Genomic DNA, 19,245 nt, shown 5'->3' with positions numbered 1-19,245 from the left:
TTTAGACTGAGGCAATCAGTAGACGCGCTTTTGAAGGAGAAGATAAGTTATTCGCTACAGTTCAAGATGAGATTGCATTGGCCAATTGGACTGTAATTATTATTTTTTAACTCAAATCAATTTCAAATGAAAAAGATGTTTTTCTCCCCGGCAAACAGTAACTTTGCCAGCTCGAATTTGGGCTCATCAGCTCATCAGCTCATCAGCTCATCAGCTCATCAGCTCATCAAATTCCTTGTCCTCTTATCCCTTATCATGGCCAGCGGGGTGTTTAGGCTAAATGCCCTTCCCTCACCTTTAGTACATATAAAGTCCAATCCACTGGATAATTTATTCCTCAGAACATTCAACAAGAAAGTGGCAACAAATACCTGCGACTGCCCATCAGGTGCAACTGAATATGGTCAAAGAGGACAAACAACCTATATTTCAGACTTTAGAGCAAATGGTGAAGTTATTTGTATATATGGTATAATTGAAACAGATTATTTAGAATTCATTGATTCTGAAGTGTATATGGACTCAGAATCTGAGATAGTTGTAAATGGGTATACGAACCTATCTCACACAAATTTTAGATCTTGCACTAATGACATGTATAAAGGACTTAAATTGAATGCTGGACAACACTCAGCATCGATCAATTCTTGTAAATTTTATGATGCAAGAATCGCGATCGAAATGTATGATATCGGACACTATATATCGTTTTGTACATTTGATAGAAACTGGACTGGAATAAAACTGGATGGTACATCAAGTTCTAGTGCTCCTGGATTTAATAATTGCAAATTTTTATGCAATGGAACACTTTTGAATGACGCTTCTAATACCACTGGCAATTTAGATAGATCAAAACAAGGTGTCTGGGTTGTGAATAACGCAAGTCTTCGTATGATATATGGTTACTTCAAAGATTTACATGATGGAATAACCTCGGAAAATTCTACAGTTGCAGTTGATAATGTTACGTTTAGAAATTTATATACATACAATGAAAATCCTTGTGATTATTTAATAAATGATGGTGGGTATGCTATTAACTTGTTAAACAGCACTGGCAGAATTATTCGCGGATGTAATATGTATCAACTTCATTCAGCAATCAGAGCACAATCTTCAAAGTTGGATCTTGTAAGTAACAACACTACAGATAGCGTCATCGCTGGTATATATGATCTTAATGCAATGTCAAAATCTAAAATTTTTCCTAATAATAATTTTACTTTTGACAGACATGGAGTCTATGCTATTTCACCAATACCTGGGATTGCACCTATCATTCAATCCAATACATTTACCATTTCACCTAGACCAACACATCCAGAGCGAAGGGCGGTTAGTTTGATCAATGCAAAAGCAAGTGGTGGTGATGTTTCATTGAATGATTTTAATTTAGACATTGGTTGCTGGGGAGTTTTTATGGAAAGCTCTACAGGGATTTATATTCATGAAAATAACATTAATTTTAGTCTGGAAAAGCCGGATGATGTGGTGCTCTCATCAGGTATTGAACTACGGGGTTCTAATTATAACTATATTATCAACAATCCAATTACATCATCTGTGCAAGATGAAAACGTACCTGAAGGTATTATCATTAAAAAAGGTATCCAAAACATAGTATGTTGCAATAATGTGATAAACCCAGTGAATGCATACAAGTTTACTGGATCTAGCCCCAGAACAACCTGGTATGGAAATCGCAGCCAAGGCACTTACTCTAATGGTCTCGTCATCGAGGATGGTTTTTTTGGCCCACAACCGGATTCTCGCAATCCTAAAGCCGGACAAGTCTCTCAAAACACCTGGGCTCCATCTCAACAAAGCCAACGCATAGATGCTATATTGATTAGAAGTATTAACCAACTATCAAAAATAAAAGCAGCAGGATGTAGTTTGCCTACATGGCCACAAAACATCAACCCGTCACAATCCTGCTCAAGTTCAGGTACAGATTGGTTTACCACGGTAAATGTTACCGTTACTACCCCATGTCTATCCTCCAGCATTTGTCAGATTCCAATTACTGAATTGCGGAGGTATCCCGAAGAATATTTTTCAGATACGGACATTGCAGTCGCTGAAGGAGAACTTTCTGGAGAAACAAATGGAGAAATCTTACAGTGGGATGGTGCCAGACAATTATATCAACTACTTCGGTTTTATCCGATCTTCTTTCTGAACACACCTCACTAGATTCTTTTTATGATGCACAGTTTGGAAGCAATCTGATGAAATTGCATATGTTTGACAGCTTGATTTACCAAGCAGCCGCGGTACAATATGAAGATGTACTCATTATGGATTCTTTACTGCAAATAGCTCTTGATTATTCTTTGGTTATTGACTCCTTATTCACTGAGCTTGAATATGCAGAAGATGAACAAGATAGTACAGATATTTTTGAACAACTAGATCTTTTCTCTGATAGCTTGGGCTTTATTGATTCCACTTTGTATTCTAATGACACTTCACATTTAAGCACAATGAATACTGTTAAAAATTCTTCTCAGCAAATTCTAAATTATCTGAGTCCAACGGGAGATATAGAAACCAATGAGAAAGCGGTTAGACAGCTGCAATTGGACCTGGTTTTTCCACAAGTGGTTCAAGCAGATTCTACTCAATTGGCTGATTTGTATGCTTTATCCAATCTATGTCCCAATAGTCATGGCAGCCTTGTATTTCTCGCCAGAAGCATCAATGCACATTATAAACCGGAAGTATTGTTTGATGATGAAGATTTGTGTGAAGAGGAGTCAGAATTGATTTCAAAAAATAAGGATCAGATACCATTAAACTCCATAAATTTAAAAATAACTCCCAATCCTTCACAGGAATGGATAGAGCTGGAGTGGAGAAATGATAAAGTCAAATCTGAACCTTATGACATCCTTATTTTTGATGTGATGGGTACTCCGATTTATAGTTTGTTAAGTCATAAAGAGTCCAATACAAAAGTGAATACATCTGAATGGCCAACTGGTATTTACAGAATCCAAATACTGTCAGACAAGATACCAATGAAGGCCATACCTTTCATAAAGCTTTAGGTAAATTAATTTTTCCAAAATACTTAGATTATGAAATTCGTAATTTCAGTGATTTTTGTCTTATATTTTGCTTCTGGAGCTTTGGCACAGAAACATGATTTTAATTGGGTTGTTGGATTTAATGATATTTTACCCATTGATTCTATTTATGGACCAGCCATCCTGAGTTTTGATACTCAGGATGGCAATCCATCGCTTACTTACTCGTCCAAATTTATCAATAATACGGCGTACTTTAGCGCAATGATCAGCAATAAAGCAGGAGAATTTAGGTATCATTTTGACGGCAAGACCGTGCAAAACAGATTCCACAAATATGTTGGTAGGTACGAAGATATCTGCCCATTCTCTTATTGCGATGGATCTCCTCAAATGAGTCTGATGTTACCAGATTATTTGAATGATTCAAGTTATTCACTATTCACTGGATTATGGAATACAATAGGAGACCCCAGACCCGGGGTCAACGAAGTTTATGCATACTTTTACAATCTAAGAAATGTGCTCATTGAAGAAAACAGCACATCCATGCGATTGACAAAGAATGAAATTTTTCTCAATGATACAACAACTGTTGGCATGTTAGCAGCCTGCAAACACGCCAATGGCAGGGATTGGTGGATTTTAATTCCAAGATTCCAATCAAATCAGTTTTATACCATACTGTTTTCTGAAAATAAGATTCAGAACATTTTCATACAAAATATGGAGAGATTTACTGACAATTCTGGCGGTTGGGCATTTTTTTCTCCTGATGGAAAATATTATGCTATGACAACCAGGATTTATGATAATTGGGATGATCATGGCAGGGTTGAGTTTTATCATTTTGACCGATGCACAGGGCTATTGTCTAATAGACAATCCGATGTATTCCCAGATTACTCATATGGTAGAGGCTCCGGTGGCTGTTTTTCCCCAAATTCTAAGTACTTGTATACAACGATTGATGATTTCGTGTATCAATATAGTATTTTAGATGGAAAAATGGGTAACAGGCAAATCATTGGAACAACTGATGGAGTCATAAGTCATGTTACAGACAGCTTTCATCTTGAAGCAAAAATGGGAGAAATGCTTGCCGGTCCTGATGGTAAAATTTATATTCATTTTGCAATGCGCCCCTCTCGCTTTTACCACACAATAGAAAAACCTAATTTAGCTCCTGAGAAAAGTGATTTTAATTTGCGGAAAATTCGTTTATTTACAGTAATATGGTCAATGCCACTTTTTCCTCATTTCCGACTCGGCCCTATCGATGGCAGCGATTGTGACACTTTGGGTATCGACAATGTGCCTTGGGCCTGGTGGAGATATGATCAGGACACTGCCAGATACCGCTGTTTTGAGTTTGTGGATTTAAGTGGGTATTTAACAGAAGAATCTGAACCAGAATGGTATTGGGATCTGGGTGATGGTACACAAAGTAGGGATACTTCTCCGATACACTGCTTCGAGAAGGATGGAATCTATGAGGTTTGTTTGATTGTTAATAATAAATATGGCGCAGATACTCTATGTAGGACACTGAATGTGGGAACTTCAGCAACTAACGATGAAGGAAAAATTGAGATTAAAACTGATATTTTTCCAAACCCTGCTTCTGATCACTTCGTCCTAAATGTACATGACTATTTGCCCGAAAGTATGTACTTACATCTAATAAATTCACAAGGACAAACCGTCCTCCGTGAACGCGTATTTCAAGGTAGTAATGTCATCGATACAGAGCTGTTGCCTACAGGAATTTTCCTTGTTAATTTATTTGAACGAGGAGTTTTGCTAAAGTCGGAGAAAATTGTAGTCGTGAAGTGATGGCTCTGTAATTGGTTATAAGTTATAATAAACCTGTCAACGGAATTCATGAAATCACAGGAAATAGTTTTAAGTGTTGAGTTTTAAGTGTTAAGTCTTTAAGAATTTGTAAGCAATAAAAGTTATACTCTGATTTATAACTTAAAACTAATAACTTAAAACTTAAAACTGCATTATAATCTCCTCCAAAGGCTTCCTATTCCTAGGCGTCAATTCCCTTGTGAGAAAAGGCTCTTCGAGTTTTTGAGCTTCATCTAGATAACCCAACGCTATGACCACCGCAGGTTTGATTCCCTCAGGAATATTAAAAGATTCGGTCAATTTATTTTTATCAATGCCGGCCATCGGATGACTGGCAATTTCCATCGAAGTAGCCTGCAATAAAATTTGCGCGTTGGCAAGCCCCAAATCGTGCATCGCATAAAAATTATCCTTCCCCGTTTTTTCGACCTGGGTTCTGATCAGACAAACTACAAATGCAGCAGCATTCTTGCACCAGGGTTTGTTGCCTTCCATTAATGCATCATACACTTTCTGATACTGCTCACTGCCCCTCGGTGCAAGGATAAATTTCCAGGGTTGTTCGTTGCTTGAACTTGGAGCCCAACTACCGGCTTCGATTAAGGTGTAAAGATCGTCCATGGAGATGTCCTTGTCCGTGCGGAAACTTCTTGCGCTCCAGCGATTTTGAATTAATTCCAAAACCGGATATTTCGTGTGTGCCTTTTTAATTTGATTCATTTTTATACTATTAAATATGCATGGGTAATTCCATGACGATGATTTCTGCATTTTGTACGGCTTCGATTTCCACATGATCAGGATCGGTGATCCCAAATCCATCTCTTGGATTCAAGATTTGATCGTAAATTTTTACGGTTCCATTTAACACAAAAATGTACAAGCCATTTTTTGGATTCTTTAGCGCGTAATTGAGTTGAATTCCTTCTGACATTTTTCCCAGGTGGATCCATGCGTTTTGATGAATCCAAACACCCTTATCCTCTTGATTGGGAGAAAGTAATTGCTGCCATTGATTTTCCAAGTCGGTGTCATAAGAAAAGAGATCGTACCGTGGCTTTACAGATTTTTGATGGGGAAATATCCATATTTGCAAGAATGAACAGGGCTCCGTGCTACTTGCATTGTATTCACTGTGCTGAATGCCCGTACCGGCACTCATCACCTGAATGTCTCCGGTCTTGATCACCACTTCATTACCCATGTTGTCCTTGTGTTTTAAACTCCCGGACAAGGGTATGGAAATAATTTCCATGTCGCTGTGAGGATGGGCAGCAAAACCGCTTCCCCCTGCTATGACATCATCATTCAAGACACGCAAAACACCAAAATGAATCCTTTGATTATTTTGATAAGAACCAAAACTAAAAGTATGGTTTGAATCCAACCAACCAATTTTGGTTTTTCCTCTCGTTTCTGCTGCGTGATATACGGTATTTGCCATTTCTTAACTCCTCGATTTTATTTTAAAAATGGTGGATATCCCATTAGAATTCAATTTTCTTAGGATAAGTTCAGAGACTGAGCAATTCTGAATCCAGATTATTAAATTCACTCAAAGGGTTTGATAATTTGGTCGTAAAATCCTCCATAGGTCACGGTTTTTACACCAGCCTCGTTGAAAAAATCTCCGGGAAATCCCAATTCGATTTGACTTACCAAATTTAATTTTTCAAGCTGTTCGGCAGACAAGACCAATGCCAATGATTTGATGTTTTCGTCCAACTGATTCAATTTGGTAGCACCCACAATTGGAATGCAGGAAAAGCCCTGCTGTCTGGTCCAGGCCAAGGCAACGTGCGAAGCCGGCACCCCCAATTGATCTCCAATTTCAAGGACAGTTTTGGTGATTTTTTCAGCCCTTTCATTCAATCTGCTGCTACCTGTTTTAATTCGACCTTGTTCTCCTTTTAGGTATTTTCCGGTCAATGCACCACCGGCAAGGGGTGCCCAGGGCATTACGGTCATCCCAAAATGTTTGGCCATCGGAATCAATTCTCTTTCGGGGGTTCTTTGCAAGAGACTGTATTCCACTTGCAGAGAAATTAACTTGCTCCAGGCATTGGATTCAGCCAGCGTCTGTGCCTGACTCACCACCCAGGCTGGCGTATCACTAATTCCCAGATAATGTACCTTGCCCTGTCTGACCAAATGATCCAATCCCATCATCACCTCTTCGATGGGTGTCAATCGATCCCAAATATGGAGGTACAACAAATCAATAAACTCGGTCTTCAGGCGCTTTAGACTTTGCTCTACGCTTCGGATCATGTTTTTGCGGTTGTTGCCCGAAGCGTTGACGTTGGTTTGATTGTCGTGCAAGCTGTACTTGGTGGCAATTACAAAATGATCTCTGTCTGTGGAAATAAAATCTCCAATGATTTTTTCGCTGGAGCCTTCCGTATATCGGTTGGCCGTATCAATAAAATTACCACCCGCGTCTACAAAATGTTTTAAGATCTGATGGCTGTCTTCTGGTGAAAGTCCCCAGCCCCATTCGGTTCCAAATCCCATGGTTCCGAGACAAAGTGGAGAAACCTTCAGACCACTCTTGCCCAATAATTGATATTGCATTGTAGATAGATTTTGCTGAGAAAATGTAACGTTTGAACCGATGATAAGTTGGAGGAGTAGATTGATCGTGTTGGTATTGAAAATGGGATTAATTTAGCCCTCATGAAAGATCAAAAACTGTGGATGGGATTTGGCGTTGTCTTGTTGATTTCAATTTACTTCCTATGGAATCCCTTTCAATCAGAGATAAAAATGCTCAGCACCACAGGCGTGGCGATATTGATGGTTTGTTTTTGGATTTTTGAAATACTACCACTTCCCGTCACAGCCTTGTTGCCATTGGTGATATTTCCGTTGTCGGGTATCGAAGAAATTCAACAAACAGCGCGCCACTATGCAGATCCCATCATTTTTTTATTTATGGGAGGTTTTTTCATCGCACTTGCCATTGAAAAATGGAATTTGCATAAAAGAATTGCCTTGAACATCCTCGTTTGGACCGGAAGCCAGGGCAACCAAATACTTATGGGATTTATGGTGGCGAGTTTTCTCATCAGCATGTGGTTGAGCAATACGGCTACCACGATGATGATGTTTCCCATCGCAACTTCTGTGCTTTCGGTTATAGGAAAAACAAATCCGGACACTGACTTAAAATATTTTCAAATTTCTATTCTGTTGGGAATTGCGTATGCGGCAAATATCGGTGGTCTGGCGACCATCATTGGGACTCCACCCAATGTTGCTTTTGTGGCTTATGCCAGAGAGCAACTACAATTGGAAATTTCATTTTTTGACTGGATGAAAATTTGTTTACCGATCGCGATTTTGATACTCGCTTTGTTATATCTACTTTTTACAAAAGTCATTTTTGTCAATGGACTGAGAAGTCAGGAAAAAACCATGGATTTTATTCGCACAGAAAGAAGCGCTTTGGGTCCTTGGAAAACCTCTGAAATCAGAACGCTGATGGTATTTGTACTGGCTGCAATGCTATGGATCATTAGAGAACCATTGGAATTGTTTTTACAAATAAAAATTCATGACAGCATGATTGGTATTGGAGCGGGAATGCTATTGTTTATGATACCATCCGGTGTAAAACTTAAACTGAATAAGCCCAGTGAAACCGAAGATCCACAAACAGACGAACGCTTGTTGCATTGGTCCGATACTTCTAAAATGAGTTGGGGAATCCTCTTGATGTTTGGTGGAGGCCTTACGCTGGCAAAAGCCCTGGAAAATGCCGGTGTGATCCAACAGATGGGACAATTTCTATCCTTGCATTCGCCTTCTTCGGTTTTTCTCTCCATTGTTTTGATTGCCGCGATTTCTATTTTCCTGAGTGAAATAATGTCCAATATTGCGCAGGTCATTGTGATGGCGCCTGTGGTCGGAAGTTTGTCTTTGGCCTTGGATCTAAATCCTCTTATCCTTGGTATTCCAATGACCCTGGCTGCCAGTTGTGCGGGAATGTTGCCGATGGGCACTCCACCCAATGCAATTGTATTTTCATCGGGAAAAATCCCTTTGCATCAAATGCTGAAAGCGGGATTTTACCTCAACCTGATTAGCATTGTGACCATTGGTTTTCTCGTGTACTTAATCATTGGTTAGAGACAAAATGGATCCGCTATATTCACCAAGCCAGGTCGATGGTCTTGGACCAGAAGCGTATTGTGTCATTCTATTATCTGGGACAATAAGAAGGATAGAGAGGAAGAGGCAAGTGGGGTTGTGAATTTTGCGTAGCTGGATCAAGCAGGCAAAAAGGAGTAGGGAACTAAGCATGATGAGATCCTCTAAGCATGAGAGGAAAGGAAAATGCAATAAAATTTTCCAAAACCAATTTTCCAAAAGACGCTTTCACTCATTTATTCTGATACATCAACTGGAAAATATGCTGATAGGCAGTCATGGCCGTGGTCAAAGAACCATCTGCTTTTTTGTTCCAGGAGTCAATGCTGCTGGGAGACTCCAACAAAATATTTTCAATCCGGACGATCCGATCTTCAATGTCTTCGGGTGTTTTGTCTGATTTTAATTGAGATTGTGTATCTTGAAGAAGTGAATAATGTTCTGACCATTTTTTCTCAAAGTCCAAGAATTCTCCCTGCATTCTGCTCAATCCATTGTACTGAGTTTCAAAGGCAGTTTTCATTTCTTTCAGGTATTTCTGTTCGTCCGGTTTCCTTTTCCGGAATGCATCATTGTCCATTTTGATGTTGGGCATCAGGGATTGCATCGAATTGAGATTGTTCCGGATCTTGATTTTTATTTCACTTAATTGGGCGGATGCATCGGTCCATTCTGCAGCCAACTGTTGCATTTTTGCCTCATAATCTACCTTGGGTTTGCAGGCCAAAATAAGCAGAAAAGAAATCGAAATAATGGTGTGGAGTTTCATGAGACAAAGTTAAACATTCTGAAAAATTCTGCCGTCAACTTGATTTTTTTAATGGCTGGATTTGATAAAATGGCAAAAGTGCATCCTACCGGCTGTAATCCATTACCAAATGGCAAAAAGCCCGGACGCCAACATCCAGCTGGCTGTCATCTATCACAAATCCGGGTGTATGGTGGGGAGACACTTTATCAGGATCTATGCCAACTGGTCTGCCACCCAGATTGAAAAAAAAGGAAGGCACCTTGGTACCATACCAGGCAAAATCTTCTGACCAGGTAGATCCATCGGTCAATGACACGCGATCTGCTCCGGCAGCCTTTTGCAGGGAAGGGATCATTCTCTGCACCAGGTCAGGGGTATTAAAAGTCACCGGGCACCTCTGGACAATGGTCAAACTGGCATTTGCTCCATAGGCCTCTGCGATGTTTTTTGTCATCAGATGCATGCTCCGGTGTGTTTGGTATTGAATGCTGGTATCCATGACCCTTATGCTGCCACCAAAAATTACTTTTTCGGGAATGATGTTTTCTCTTAACCCACCATTGATTTTTCCCACCGTCAACACCAAAGGTGTCTTTGTGAGGTCTGTTTGTCTGGCTACAATGGTCTGATATCCCTGTATGATCTGTGCCGCAACGGTGATTGGGTCAACACCGTCCCAGGGCTTGGCACCATGGGTTTGTTTTCCGGTGATTTCCACTTTAAACCAGTCTGCAGATGCCATAAATGCACCCGGCTTGTACCACAGATGTCCTACAGGAGCATGGGCATTCATGTGCAATCCAAAAATGACCTCCACCTTTGGATCCTCCAATACTCCTTGCTGAATCATCATCGGAGCGCCACCCTCTTCGCCTTCGGGAGGTCCCTCTTCTGCTGGCTGAAAGATAAAAACAATGGTTCCTTTCAACCGATGGCGGTGTTTGGCCAATAATTGGGCGGTGCCCAGGAGGATGGCGACGTGGGCATCATGACCGCAGGCGTGACTTACTGATACTTCCTGGCCATTGTAATTGGTTTTTAATTGCGAGGCAAAGGGCAGTCCTGATTTTTCTTCAACAGGCAAGGCATCCATGTCTGCCCGGAGCGCAATCACGGGACCGGGTCGATTGGTTTTTAAAATCCCAACAACGCCTGTGTGGGCAATCCCCTCCTTCACTTCAAGATTGTATTCGCGCAAGTGCTTGGCAACGTACTGGGCGGTATTAAATTCCCTGTTGCTGAGTTCAGGATTCTGGTGCAGATGCCGCCTATGCTGAATCAGATCGTCGAGGATCAGCCGACTTTCTTTCTCAATAAAATCCTGAGCCAACATCGGTTGGATCAGAATAAAGGCAAAGAGGAGGGGATGAAGAATAAATTTTTGCATAGGCTCTTTTTTCTTATATCAACTCGTTCTACAATATGCTCAGTTTTATTCCCGCGCTGCACAAAAATGGACCATTCACAACCGGCAAGTGACCATCAATTCAGGCTCGCGTCAAAGTCAAAATCATCGGGGTAGCCCTCTCCAAATTTAAGCACCATATCGCTTTCCAGATCGTAGGTGACTTCCGTCTTATGGCATTCAAACCAATCGTAAAAAAGAGAAAGACTGAGTTTTTTGGGCCAGTTCTTTTTCTCTGTAATTCTCATCAGAATGACTTCCATCATTTTTTGATAGTATGTTTCTATCAAATCATCCATCGGGGTTTGGTCCCAATCACTTGAAATCGCAAAACTCTTTGCCTCCAAAAGTGACTTTTTGTTGTTTTCGTTCAGCCATTTTTCTGCCCACAATACAAAGTTTGGTCTTGGCATTAAAACGAGGTTAAACCGGTCCATGTATCCCGGGATACTGTCATCTTCGTCTTCCATATATTCGGACCCATCGTATGCGTCTTCGTCTTCAATTCCAAAAAACATATATAATTCAGGGTATTCGATCACACTGGACTTCAAAAATTCTGCAAAATTTTCTGTTTTGATCAGGTTGACCTTAATTGTTGGAGCACTGGAATTTTCCGGATCCAACATTTCCACCTCATCAGCCAAATAAATTCCTCTGGAATATTTAGTTTCTTTTAATTTCAAAATCTCCTGAATTTTGGATTTGACCAATCCAATTTCGGCGAGCTCCAATTCCACCTCCGGGAGTAGATCCAAAAATAATTTGGGATGAAATTTCCGAAGAGTGGCCAGATTCCACAGGACCCTGCCTGCTTCAATGATATCTTCAAAAAAACAATCCTCCTTAAAATCTTCTTCGTGATTGAGAAGGATTTCTTCGACAAACAAACCTATCTCCTGATCATTTGAGGGTTCAAATTTGACGACCTTGCCTTTTTTCTGATCCGTTTTGGATTTTTTGTTTTCTTTCATGTGTTTTGGTTTATGCTCAAGGTGCCAGGAGAAAGAGCTCCCAACTGGAATCCAATTTTTTCTGGTAACAAACCCTGTCGTGCAGACGATCCTGTCTTCCTTGCCAGAACTCCATTCGATCTGGAATAATTTCAAAACCTCCCCAATGGACCGGACGTTTGATCAGTCCGGCATCCAGTTCTGACCACTTTTTTAATTCTTCTTCCAATACCGCTTTTGAAGGGATTATTGCACTCTGTGGAGAAACCAGGCTGGAAATCCTGCTTCCCAACGGCCTTGATTCGAAGTATTCATCGGAGTACTCTTCTGTAGATTTTTCAGCCATCCCTTCAACTCTCACCTGTCTTTCCAATTCCCTCCAGAAGAAGACCAGACTGCAAAACTTATTTTCTGTCAATTCAATTCCTTTGCGGCTGTTGTAATTGGTAAAAAAAACAAATCGATTTTCCCTCAAGCCTTTTAATAAAACATACCTGCAAGAGGGTTTACCCTCTTTACTGACTGTGGCACAAACCATGGCATTTGGCTCATCTACTTTGGCGCGAATGGCTTCGTGAAACCAGCGTTTGAATTGCAGGATGGGATCCGGATCCAAATCAGAAAGCTCAAGACTGTGCTTTAGATACTCTTTTCTCAGATCTTTGTAGTCCATGCTTGAAGCAAAAGTAATGAAAAGAGTTTGATATTATTTATATAATTCTTATTTCTGCCCCGGTAAGGACAGATCAGGCAAATGTTCTCATTTTTGCGGAGTGCTTATTCTGCTACCACTTCAAAATTGACCTTTCCAATGACTTCTTTGTGAAAATCCACCTGTGCACTGTACAGACCAAGTTCTTTGATGTCATCGAGAATTTTTATCTTCTTGCGCTGCACTTCAAGATTGATCTGATCTTTTAGCGCCTGTGCAATTTGAACATTGGTCACAGAGCCAAAAATTTTGCCAGAAGTTCCGGTTTTAGCACCAATCCGAAGAGTTACCCCCTCCAATTGAGCAGCCAATTCCCGATAGGTACTCAGCTTTTTATTTTCCAGAATATCCTCTTGCCTTTTGAGATTGGCAAGTCTCCGAAGATTCGTTTCAGATGCTACCAAAGCGAGGCCTTTAGGGATCAGATAATTTCTTCCGAAACCAGCTTTTACTTTGATTACATCATACTTGTCGCCTACTTTGTCTATATCGTTAAGAAGAATAATTTCCATGTCTTTTGAATTTAAAAAGGTGAAGGTCAGAAATCCCTATTTGAGCAAATCAGAAACAAAAGGCAAAATGGCCAGATGGCGTGCCCTTTTGATCGCGGTAGCCACTCTTTTTTGGTATTTCAGAGAGTTTCCGGTCAGTCTGCGTGGCAATATCTTGCCTTGCTCGTTAATAAATTGGATTAAAAAATCGGGATCTTTGTAATCGATGTGTTTGAGTCCGAATTTTTTGAAGCGGCAGTATTTTTTATGCTTTTTGCCGATGTTAGGATTGCTTAAGAACTTTATTTCGTCTTGCGTTGCCATTTTTTTACAGTTTAAATTGAAAAAAATAAATGAATTATTCGTCCACCTTTAAAACATCTTCGCCGAGATCATCTCCAATGATTTCAGGAATTGCTGCTTTTGGAACATAAGGTTTGGACATCATAACAGGCACTGGCTTTTCTTTGCGGACCTTTTTGCCAATCTTGCCATTTCTTTTGTCATCATTGTATTTGACGCCAAATTTGTCCAGGCTGACGGTAAGGTAACGCATGATGCGCTCATCTCTTTTCATGGCAAGCTCCATTTTCCCGATGAGAGATCCTGTCGGAGCTGAAAATTCAATGCAGTAGTACACACCGGTACTCCTCTTGTTGATGGGATAAGCCAAAGGCTTAAGTCCCGCTTCATCTACATGGACGATGGACGCACCTTCTGTGGTCAGCATCTCCTGGTAGGTTTGCGCTGTCGATTTGACTTCATCGTCCGACAGCACCGGATCCACGATAAAGTTTACTTCAAAATGTTTCATTTGATAATTCAATTTTTTTTAAAAGGGCTGCAAATATACAGCCAATCGGCAAAATAGACTATTAAAACTGGAAAAAATTGCAAATAAAATCCCAATATTGGCAGGTTTCAAGGGGTCTTTGCCCACTTTAGAAGTCCCAGCCCTCCTCATGGACCGGATTCACCCGGATCCTTTTCTTTGATTCAATTCGTTCCATTTGTCGTTGCCAAATGGCTTCTGCCAGCTTTTCAGGCCATAGTTCTGGAGCATAATCCTCTAAGATCTTGCGGAGGTCCTTTTCTTCGATATCCAGCCGGTACAGGTGGCTGAACAGCAAACCCGGATCCTGCTGCAACAATTCACTGACCCTTTCGCCAATCAGAAGCAAGCTTTGTTGGTGGTCTGGGGAAGAACGGGCAAGATCAGTGCACCATTGGGTTAAATCAATTTCATTTGCCATTTTTTCATTGTATTCATCTGAAGAAGTTGGATTGGTTGAAAACAAGGTATTACTCTATATACAACAACAATCCTTTGAGATAGTGCCCTTCCGGATGAAAAAAATTGACGGGATGATCCGGACCCTGACTGAGTCTGGCCAAAAGCCTTACATCTCTTCCCGCTTGAATCGCTGCTGCACTGACTGCACCGTAAAACAACTCCTCGGTCACCACCTGGGAACAAGAAAAGCTGAACAGGAGCCCTTTTGGGCTAAGTTTCTGCATCGCTACAAAATTCAGACGGGTATAAGCCTGGATGGCCTGGTGTCGCTTATGAATGGATTTGGCAAAGGCCGGAGGATCGAGGATGATCAGATCGTAGGGATCGCCCTGGTAATTTTTAAACCACCCCGGTACATCCCCCTGGATGGATTGGTGGACCGTGTGATTAAATCCATTGATTTCCAAATTCTGATCCAGCAGTTGCATGGCTTTGGCGGAGGAGTCGATGGAAAGTACCTCACGGGCCCCGCCTTTAAGGGCAGCAAGACTAAATCCGCCAGAATAGCTGAAAGTGTTGAGCACTCTTTTGTTCCTGCTCCATTTTTTAACCAGAGCCCGGTTGTCACGCTGGTCCAGAAAAAAACCCGTCTTTTGTCCATGGACCGGATCTACCCAATAATTTATTCCATGTTCACAAATGCGGGTTGGCTTTAACTCTCCAAACAACACTCCGTTGCTCAATCCAGCGGCATATTCCGCCGGAAGACTTTCTTTGCTTTTGTCATAGATGCAAAGGATGTTTGCGGCGTCCACATCCAGAATAGCCTGGCTGATGAGTGCTATGGATCGATGCATGCCGATGCTGTGGCATTGGATGGTGATCAAAGAACCAAATCGGTCTATGATCAGTCCGGGAAGACCATCTCCCTCACCGTTTACCCATCGCCAGGCGTCAGAGTCCAGCAAGCCGGATTGGATGAGCGAGATCCTGAGATCGTAGGCCTTTTGGATTTTATCAAACCAGATGGATTCAGAATAAGCATCAGGTCCAAAATTCAAAATTTTAACCGCGATGCTGCCGTGGTAAAAGTGGCCGTAGGCTATTTGTAATTTTTGCTTGTTGTAAACGCTTACCAAATCACCGTCGCCGAGTCCAGGGTCCATAGCCTCAATGGCTCCGGAAAAGATCCAGGGATGTCGGCGCAGGACAGACTGGTCTCTTTGGTTTTTAAGAAAGATACATGGAATGCTCAAAAATTAATCATATTTATTGGCTCAAATATAAATCAATATTGTAAATTGACTTTTTAGAGATGGCAACTTGGCTAATCCCGATATTTTAATTCTCTGAAATAAAAATAATAGTTTTTCTCATGCTATATAATTACTATTTTTTACCTAAATCGTTATAAATAAACTAATACTTAATAAAAACAATTTTAATCACACAATTAAATCTAAACTGAATGTGAGTTTGATCACAACCCTCCAATTTTAATTTTAGAAACATGAAATTAATTTTTTTATTTGTTTTTTTAACAACATCCTTATTTTCTCAGGGCAAAAGGGACTATATTTGGGTTTTAGGTGGCACAAATAGTACGACTACTACAGACAGCAAATTTTATAGATTTTCACTAGACTTTAATTATTCTCCACTCCGCATGGAACACTTTGGTAGGTATCCTCGAGTTCATAGTAACAACGCATCGATCTGCGATTTGTCTGGTCAACTTTTACTCCACACCTCCGGATGCTACGTTAATGACCGCCTGTTCCGCCCTATGCCCAACGGAAAAATCAATGAAGGCTATTTGTGGGATATTTCATGCACTTATGGAGATTACGGTCTCCGCCAAGGCAGTTTAATTCTTCCTAGACCCAAGAGTCCCTTTGAGTATATTATTATTTATTTTATGAATGAAAAGAATTCTGATACAAATATTCCTGGTAGTATTGTAATTTCAAAATTACTATACTCAATAGTAAATATGAATTTGAATTCAGGATTTGGTGATGTTATTCAAAAAAATATTCCAATGGTAGAAAAAATAATGCCTTCTGGCTATCTCACAGCAGTAAGACATGCTAACAATTTGGACTGGTGGGTGATTAGTTGTGGATATACGAATAATGCTTATTATCTGAGTCTACTTGACGAGACCGGTCTTAAAAAAGGACTTGAGCAAAATATTGGGATTGCAACAAGATATTGGGATGCAGGAACCGGGCAGTCATGTTTTTCACCCAACGGGACCATGTATGCCAAAATGACTTCCAGCGATGGTCTAATGCTGATGGATTTTGATCGCGAGTCCGGTTTACTCAGCAATTTCCGTCAAATAACCACAGGAAATGAATCCTCTGGAGCCGCACAATTAACTGGTCTTGCATTTTCTTCCAATTCAAGATTTGTTTACATGTTTTTTCTTTATGAACTCTATCAGGTCGATACCTGGTCCCAGGACCCACAAGCTAGTCTGGTCCATATTGACTCATGGGATGGCTATGTAGAACCCGGCAACTGGCCTGCCGCATTCAACCTGGCCCGTTTGGCTCCGGATTGTAAGATCTATGTAAGCACCGGGACCAGCAATGAGGTGATGCACATCATCCACGAACCCAATGAAAAGGGCAAGGCATGCCGCTTTGAGCAACACGGACTCCATTTGCCAGCAGTAAACCACGGGAGCATACCCAATTTTGTCAACTACAGACTGGGATATGAACCCGTCTGCGACAGCAGCCTGGTTTCGGTTTTTGATCATAAAACGGGAATCGATGGAAACCTGATTCTATGGCCCAATCCTGCTTCTGGAACGCTCTACCTTGAATTAACAGATCATAATTTGGGTATTCGTCACTTCAGAATAGTAGATCCTGCCGGGAAGCATATCCATAGTCAATATCTGAACACTTCTCAAAATACCATCAAAATTGATATTTCTACGCTTTCAAATGGACTGTATTTTTTAATGTTGAGTCTTGAAAACGGACACACTCAGGTAGAAAAAATAATGGTTGAATAAAACCGGGCTGAATGAAAAAAATAAGGACTCCGAATTCGTTTCAATGCAATTGTGTTAAAGTAAAAACTCCGGTAACACCTATCGGATTACTTTATTTGATGTGTGGATTTTTCTTGCTGCATCCAATTATTATTAAAAGTCAATGCCCACCTCCGGGAAGAATTGAACTTTGTTCTCAGGAGGAGCTCATCTTGTTTGCACAACTTTATCCCAACTGTGAGACATTGGAAGGTGACCTGATTATTTCTCTTGAAGTAGAAGATCTGAGACCATTACCGCGAATTAAAGAGATCCTGGGCGATTTGGAGATTTATGAAACCGATTCTTTGTTTCGCCTCGATGGATTGGATTCCCTCCAATACATATCCGGGGACCTACGGATTGCCATTAATCTAAGATTGGTGGACCTGGAAGGATTGTCCCATTTGCAAGAAATTGGTGGAGGACTTTATTTTTACCAACACCGCAATTATATAGATTCATTAACTCAAATAGATGGGCTGCGCAACGTGCGCAAGGTGGGCCGCTTCATCTCGATCCGCAACAATGATTATCTGAGCAATCTTGATGGCTTAAGCGGTCTAACGGAAATCCCGGAAGACCTTAGAATCCAAAGCAATCTCAGTTTAAAAAACATCGAGGGTCTCAGGAATCTGCGCAAGATCGGTGGGCATCTCCGCTTGATAGGACTCAGGGTTTTGCAGGACTTGAACGGTCTCAAAAATCTTGAATCAATCGGTAATCAGGTTACAATCATGGGACTATCTTCAATAAAGAATCTAAAGCCACTTAGCAAGCTAAAAACCATAGGCGGTAAATTGCAAATCAATCTCAATCCGGAACTCAGTTCGCTTGAAGGGATCGAAGAACTAGATCATGAGACCATCTCAGAACTTATTCTACGCGACAATATCAAACTAAATCTCTGCCATGTAAAAAGCATATGTGACTGGATTAAACACAAACAATTTCAAATATACGATATTGATCATAATCTGGATGCCTGTGACAGCTATGCCTTGATTGAGGAAGCCTGCCGTTCAGTAGGAACCATTCAATTTGCTGATAATTTGGAATGGAGCGTTTATCCCAATCCTGCCGAAGATCAAATTAGAATCCAGCTTGCAAATATTCAAAATTCCGGTTTCTTCCAAATTCTTAATCTCCAGGGACAAGAAGTAAAGCAATTTAGAATACAACAGGGAATGGATCATGACTGGATCCGTCTGGACGATCTTCCATCAGGAGTATATCTGTGCAGAGTTTTATACAATGATTCCACTTCAGCCTTCCTTAAATTTATCAAAGAATAGACCATGAAATGACAGCTTCTCGTTACAAAAAAGCTACCATTTAATGCTTACCTAATTGGTAAGCCTGACTGACTCACAAATATGAAATTTTAAATCAATCAGGATTCTAATCATTTTTACAAAATAAAATCCGATCTCTTTTGCAAAAACTCGGTGATAATTTGGAGAATGCGATATTTTGAATTTACTTTGCGCCTTAAATCCACCCCATGGAGTTACATGAATTAAATAAAGGTAGTAAGGGAAGGTGTTTTATATTCTTCCTGTTGTTTCTCTTTTTATTGTTGACCCTTATCGTTTGGGTGTACAGG

Annotated in this window: 18 protein-coding genes; 6 read left to right on the top strand and 12 right to left on the bottom strand. The window is 40.6% G+C overall.

Annotated elements, in window-relative coordinates; genetic code table 11:
- Positions 1-126 precede the first annotated feature (126 nt).
- Genes IPM48_02230 through IPM48_02220 form a run of 3 tightly spaced genes read left to right on the top strand, consistent with a single transcriptional unit; the run spans position 127 to position 4,871 of the window.
- On the top strand, positions 127-2,199 hold the full coding sequence (locus IPM48_02230) for a hypothetical protein (protein ID MBK9270388.1): 2,073 nt from the start codon (positions 127-129) through the stop codon (positions 2,197-2,199).
- Positions 2,200-2,234: 35 nt separating this feature from the next.
- Positions 2,235-3,056, top strand: a complete 822-nt coding sequence (locus tag IPM48_02225; GenBank protein MBK9270387.1) for a hypothetical protein — start codon at positions 2,235-2,237, stop codon at positions 3,054-3,056.
- A gap of 30 nt (positions 3,057-3,086) precedes the next feature.
- Positions 3,087-4,871, top strand: a complete 1,785-nt coding sequence (locus IPM48_02220; protein MBK9270386.1) for a T9SS type A sorting domain-containing protein — start codon at positions 3,087-3,089, stop codon at positions 4,869-4,871.
- Positions 4,872-5,033: 162 nt separating this feature from the next.
- Here the strand turns inward: IPM48_02220 and IPM48_02215 are convergent, their stop codons facing one another.
- The 3 genes from IPM48_02215 to IPM48_02205 form a co-directional block, all read right to left on the bottom strand.
- Complete coding sequence (locus IPM48_02215) at positions 5,034-5,612, bottom strand: nitroreductase family protein (protein MBK9270385.1); 579 nt, start codon at positions 5,610-5,612, stop codon at positions 5,034-5,036.
- 10 nt (positions 5,613-5,622) lie between these two features.
- Positions 5,623-6,336, bottom strand: a complete 714-nt coding sequence (locus IPM48_02210; GenBank protein ID MBK9270384.1) for a pirin family protein — start codon at positions 6,334-6,336, stop codon at positions 5,623-5,625.
- Positions 6,337-6,443: 107 nt separating this feature from the next.
- The gene (locus tag IPM48_02205; protein MBK9270383.1) at positions 6,444-7,466 is read right to left on the bottom strand and encodes an aldo/keto reductase; all 1,023 of its coding nucleotides are present in this window, start codon (positions 7,464-7,466) and stop codon (positions 6,444-6,446) included.
- Between the two features lie 102 nt (positions 7,467-7,568).
- On the opposite strand from IPM48_02205, the gene IPM48_02200 reads away from it, so the two are divergent.
- A complete protein-coding gene (locus tag IPM48_02200) occupies positions 7,569-9,023 on the top strand; it encodes an anion permease (GenBank protein ID MBK9270382.1) in 1,455 nt (484 codons plus the stop codon).
- 253 nt (positions 9,024-9,276) lie between these two features.
- On the opposite strand, the gene IPM48_02195 is transcribed toward IPM48_02200, so the two are convergent.
- From IPM48_02195 to IPM48_02155, 9 genes are all read right to left on the bottom strand, one after another.
- Entirely contained in the window at positions 9,277-9,813 is a 537-nt protein-coding gene (locus IPM48_02195; GenBank protein MBK9270381.1) for a hypothetical protein, read from the bottom strand.
- An 85-nt stretch (positions 9,814-9,898) separates the two neighbouring features.
- Positions 9,899-11,182, bottom strand: coding sequence for an amidohydrolase (locus IPM48_02190; protein ID MBK9270380.1), 1,284 nt, complete (start codon positions 11,180-11,182; stop codon positions 9,899-9,901).
- A gap of 95 nt (positions 11,183-11,277) precedes the next feature.
- Positions 11,278-12,174, bottom strand: a complete 897-nt coding sequence (locus tag IPM48_02185) for a hypothetical protein (protein ID MBK9270379.1) — start codon at positions 12,172-12,174, stop codon at positions 11,278-11,280.
- Between the two features lie 16 nt (positions 12,175-12,190).
- Entirely contained in the window at positions 12,191-12,826 is a 636-nt protein-coding gene (gene pdxH, locus IPM48_02180) for a pyridoxamine 5'-phosphate oxidase (protein MBK9270378.1), read from the bottom strand.
- A gap of 104 nt (positions 12,827-12,930) precedes the next feature.
- Positions 12,931-13,377 (bottom strand): 50S ribosomal protein L9, encoded by a 447-nt coding sequence (gene rplI, locus IPM48_02175; protein ID MBK9270377.1) that lies wholly within the window; start codon positions 13,375-13,377, stop codon positions 12,931-12,933.
- Between the two features lie 36 nt (positions 13,378-13,413).
- The gene (locus IPM48_02170; protein MBK9270376.1) at positions 13,414-13,680 is read right to left on the bottom strand and encodes a 30S ribosomal protein S18; all 267 of its coding nucleotides are present in this window, start codon (positions 13,678-13,680) and stop codon (positions 13,414-13,416) included.
- A 34-nt stretch (positions 13,681-13,714) separates the two neighbouring features.
- A complete protein-coding gene (gene rpsF / locus IPM48_02165) occupies positions 13,715-14,170 on the bottom strand; it encodes a 30S ribosomal protein S6 (GenBank protein ID MBK9270375.1) in 456 nt (151 codons plus the stop codon).
- Between the two features lie 127 nt (positions 14,171-14,297).
- Positions 14,298-14,654 carry a hypothetical protein gene (locus IPM48_02160; GenBank protein ID MBK9270374.1) on the bottom strand — a complete coding sequence of 119 codons (357 nt, stop codon included), beginning with the start codon at positions 14,652-14,654 and terminating at the stop codon, positions 14,298-14,300.
- Positions 14,655-14,658: 4 nt separating this feature from the next.
- Complete coding sequence (locus IPM48_02155) at positions 14,659-15,840, bottom strand: class I SAM-dependent rRNA methyltransferase (protein ID MBK9270373.1); 1,182 nt, start codon at positions 15,838-15,840, stop codon at positions 14,659-14,661.
- 260 nt (positions 15,841-16,100) lie between these two features.
- Here IPM48_02155 and IPM48_02150 point away from each other — a divergent pair, with 260 nt between their 5' ends.
- Positions 16,101-17,621, top strand: a complete 1,521-nt coding sequence (locus IPM48_02150) for a T9SS type A sorting domain-containing protein (protein ID MBK9270372.1) — start codon at positions 16,101-16,103, stop codon at positions 17,619-17,621.
- Between the two features lie 11 nt (positions 17,622-17,632).
- On the top strand, positions 17,633-18,934 hold the full coding sequence (locus tag IPM48_02145) for a T9SS type A sorting domain-containing protein (GenBank protein MBK9270371.1): 1,302 nt from the start codon (positions 17,633-17,635) through the stop codon (positions 18,932-18,934).
- Positions 18,935-19,245 lie beyond the last annotated feature (311 nt).

Source organism: Saprospiraceae bacterium (genome assembly GCA_016715965.1).
In the GTDB taxonomy this organism is placed as follows: Bacteria; Bacteroidota; Bacteroidia; order Chitinophagales; family Saprospiraceae; genus Vicinibacter.
The sequence above is the reverse complement of the archived record's forward strand: the minus strand, read 5'-3'. Positions and strand labels throughout refer to the sequence as shown.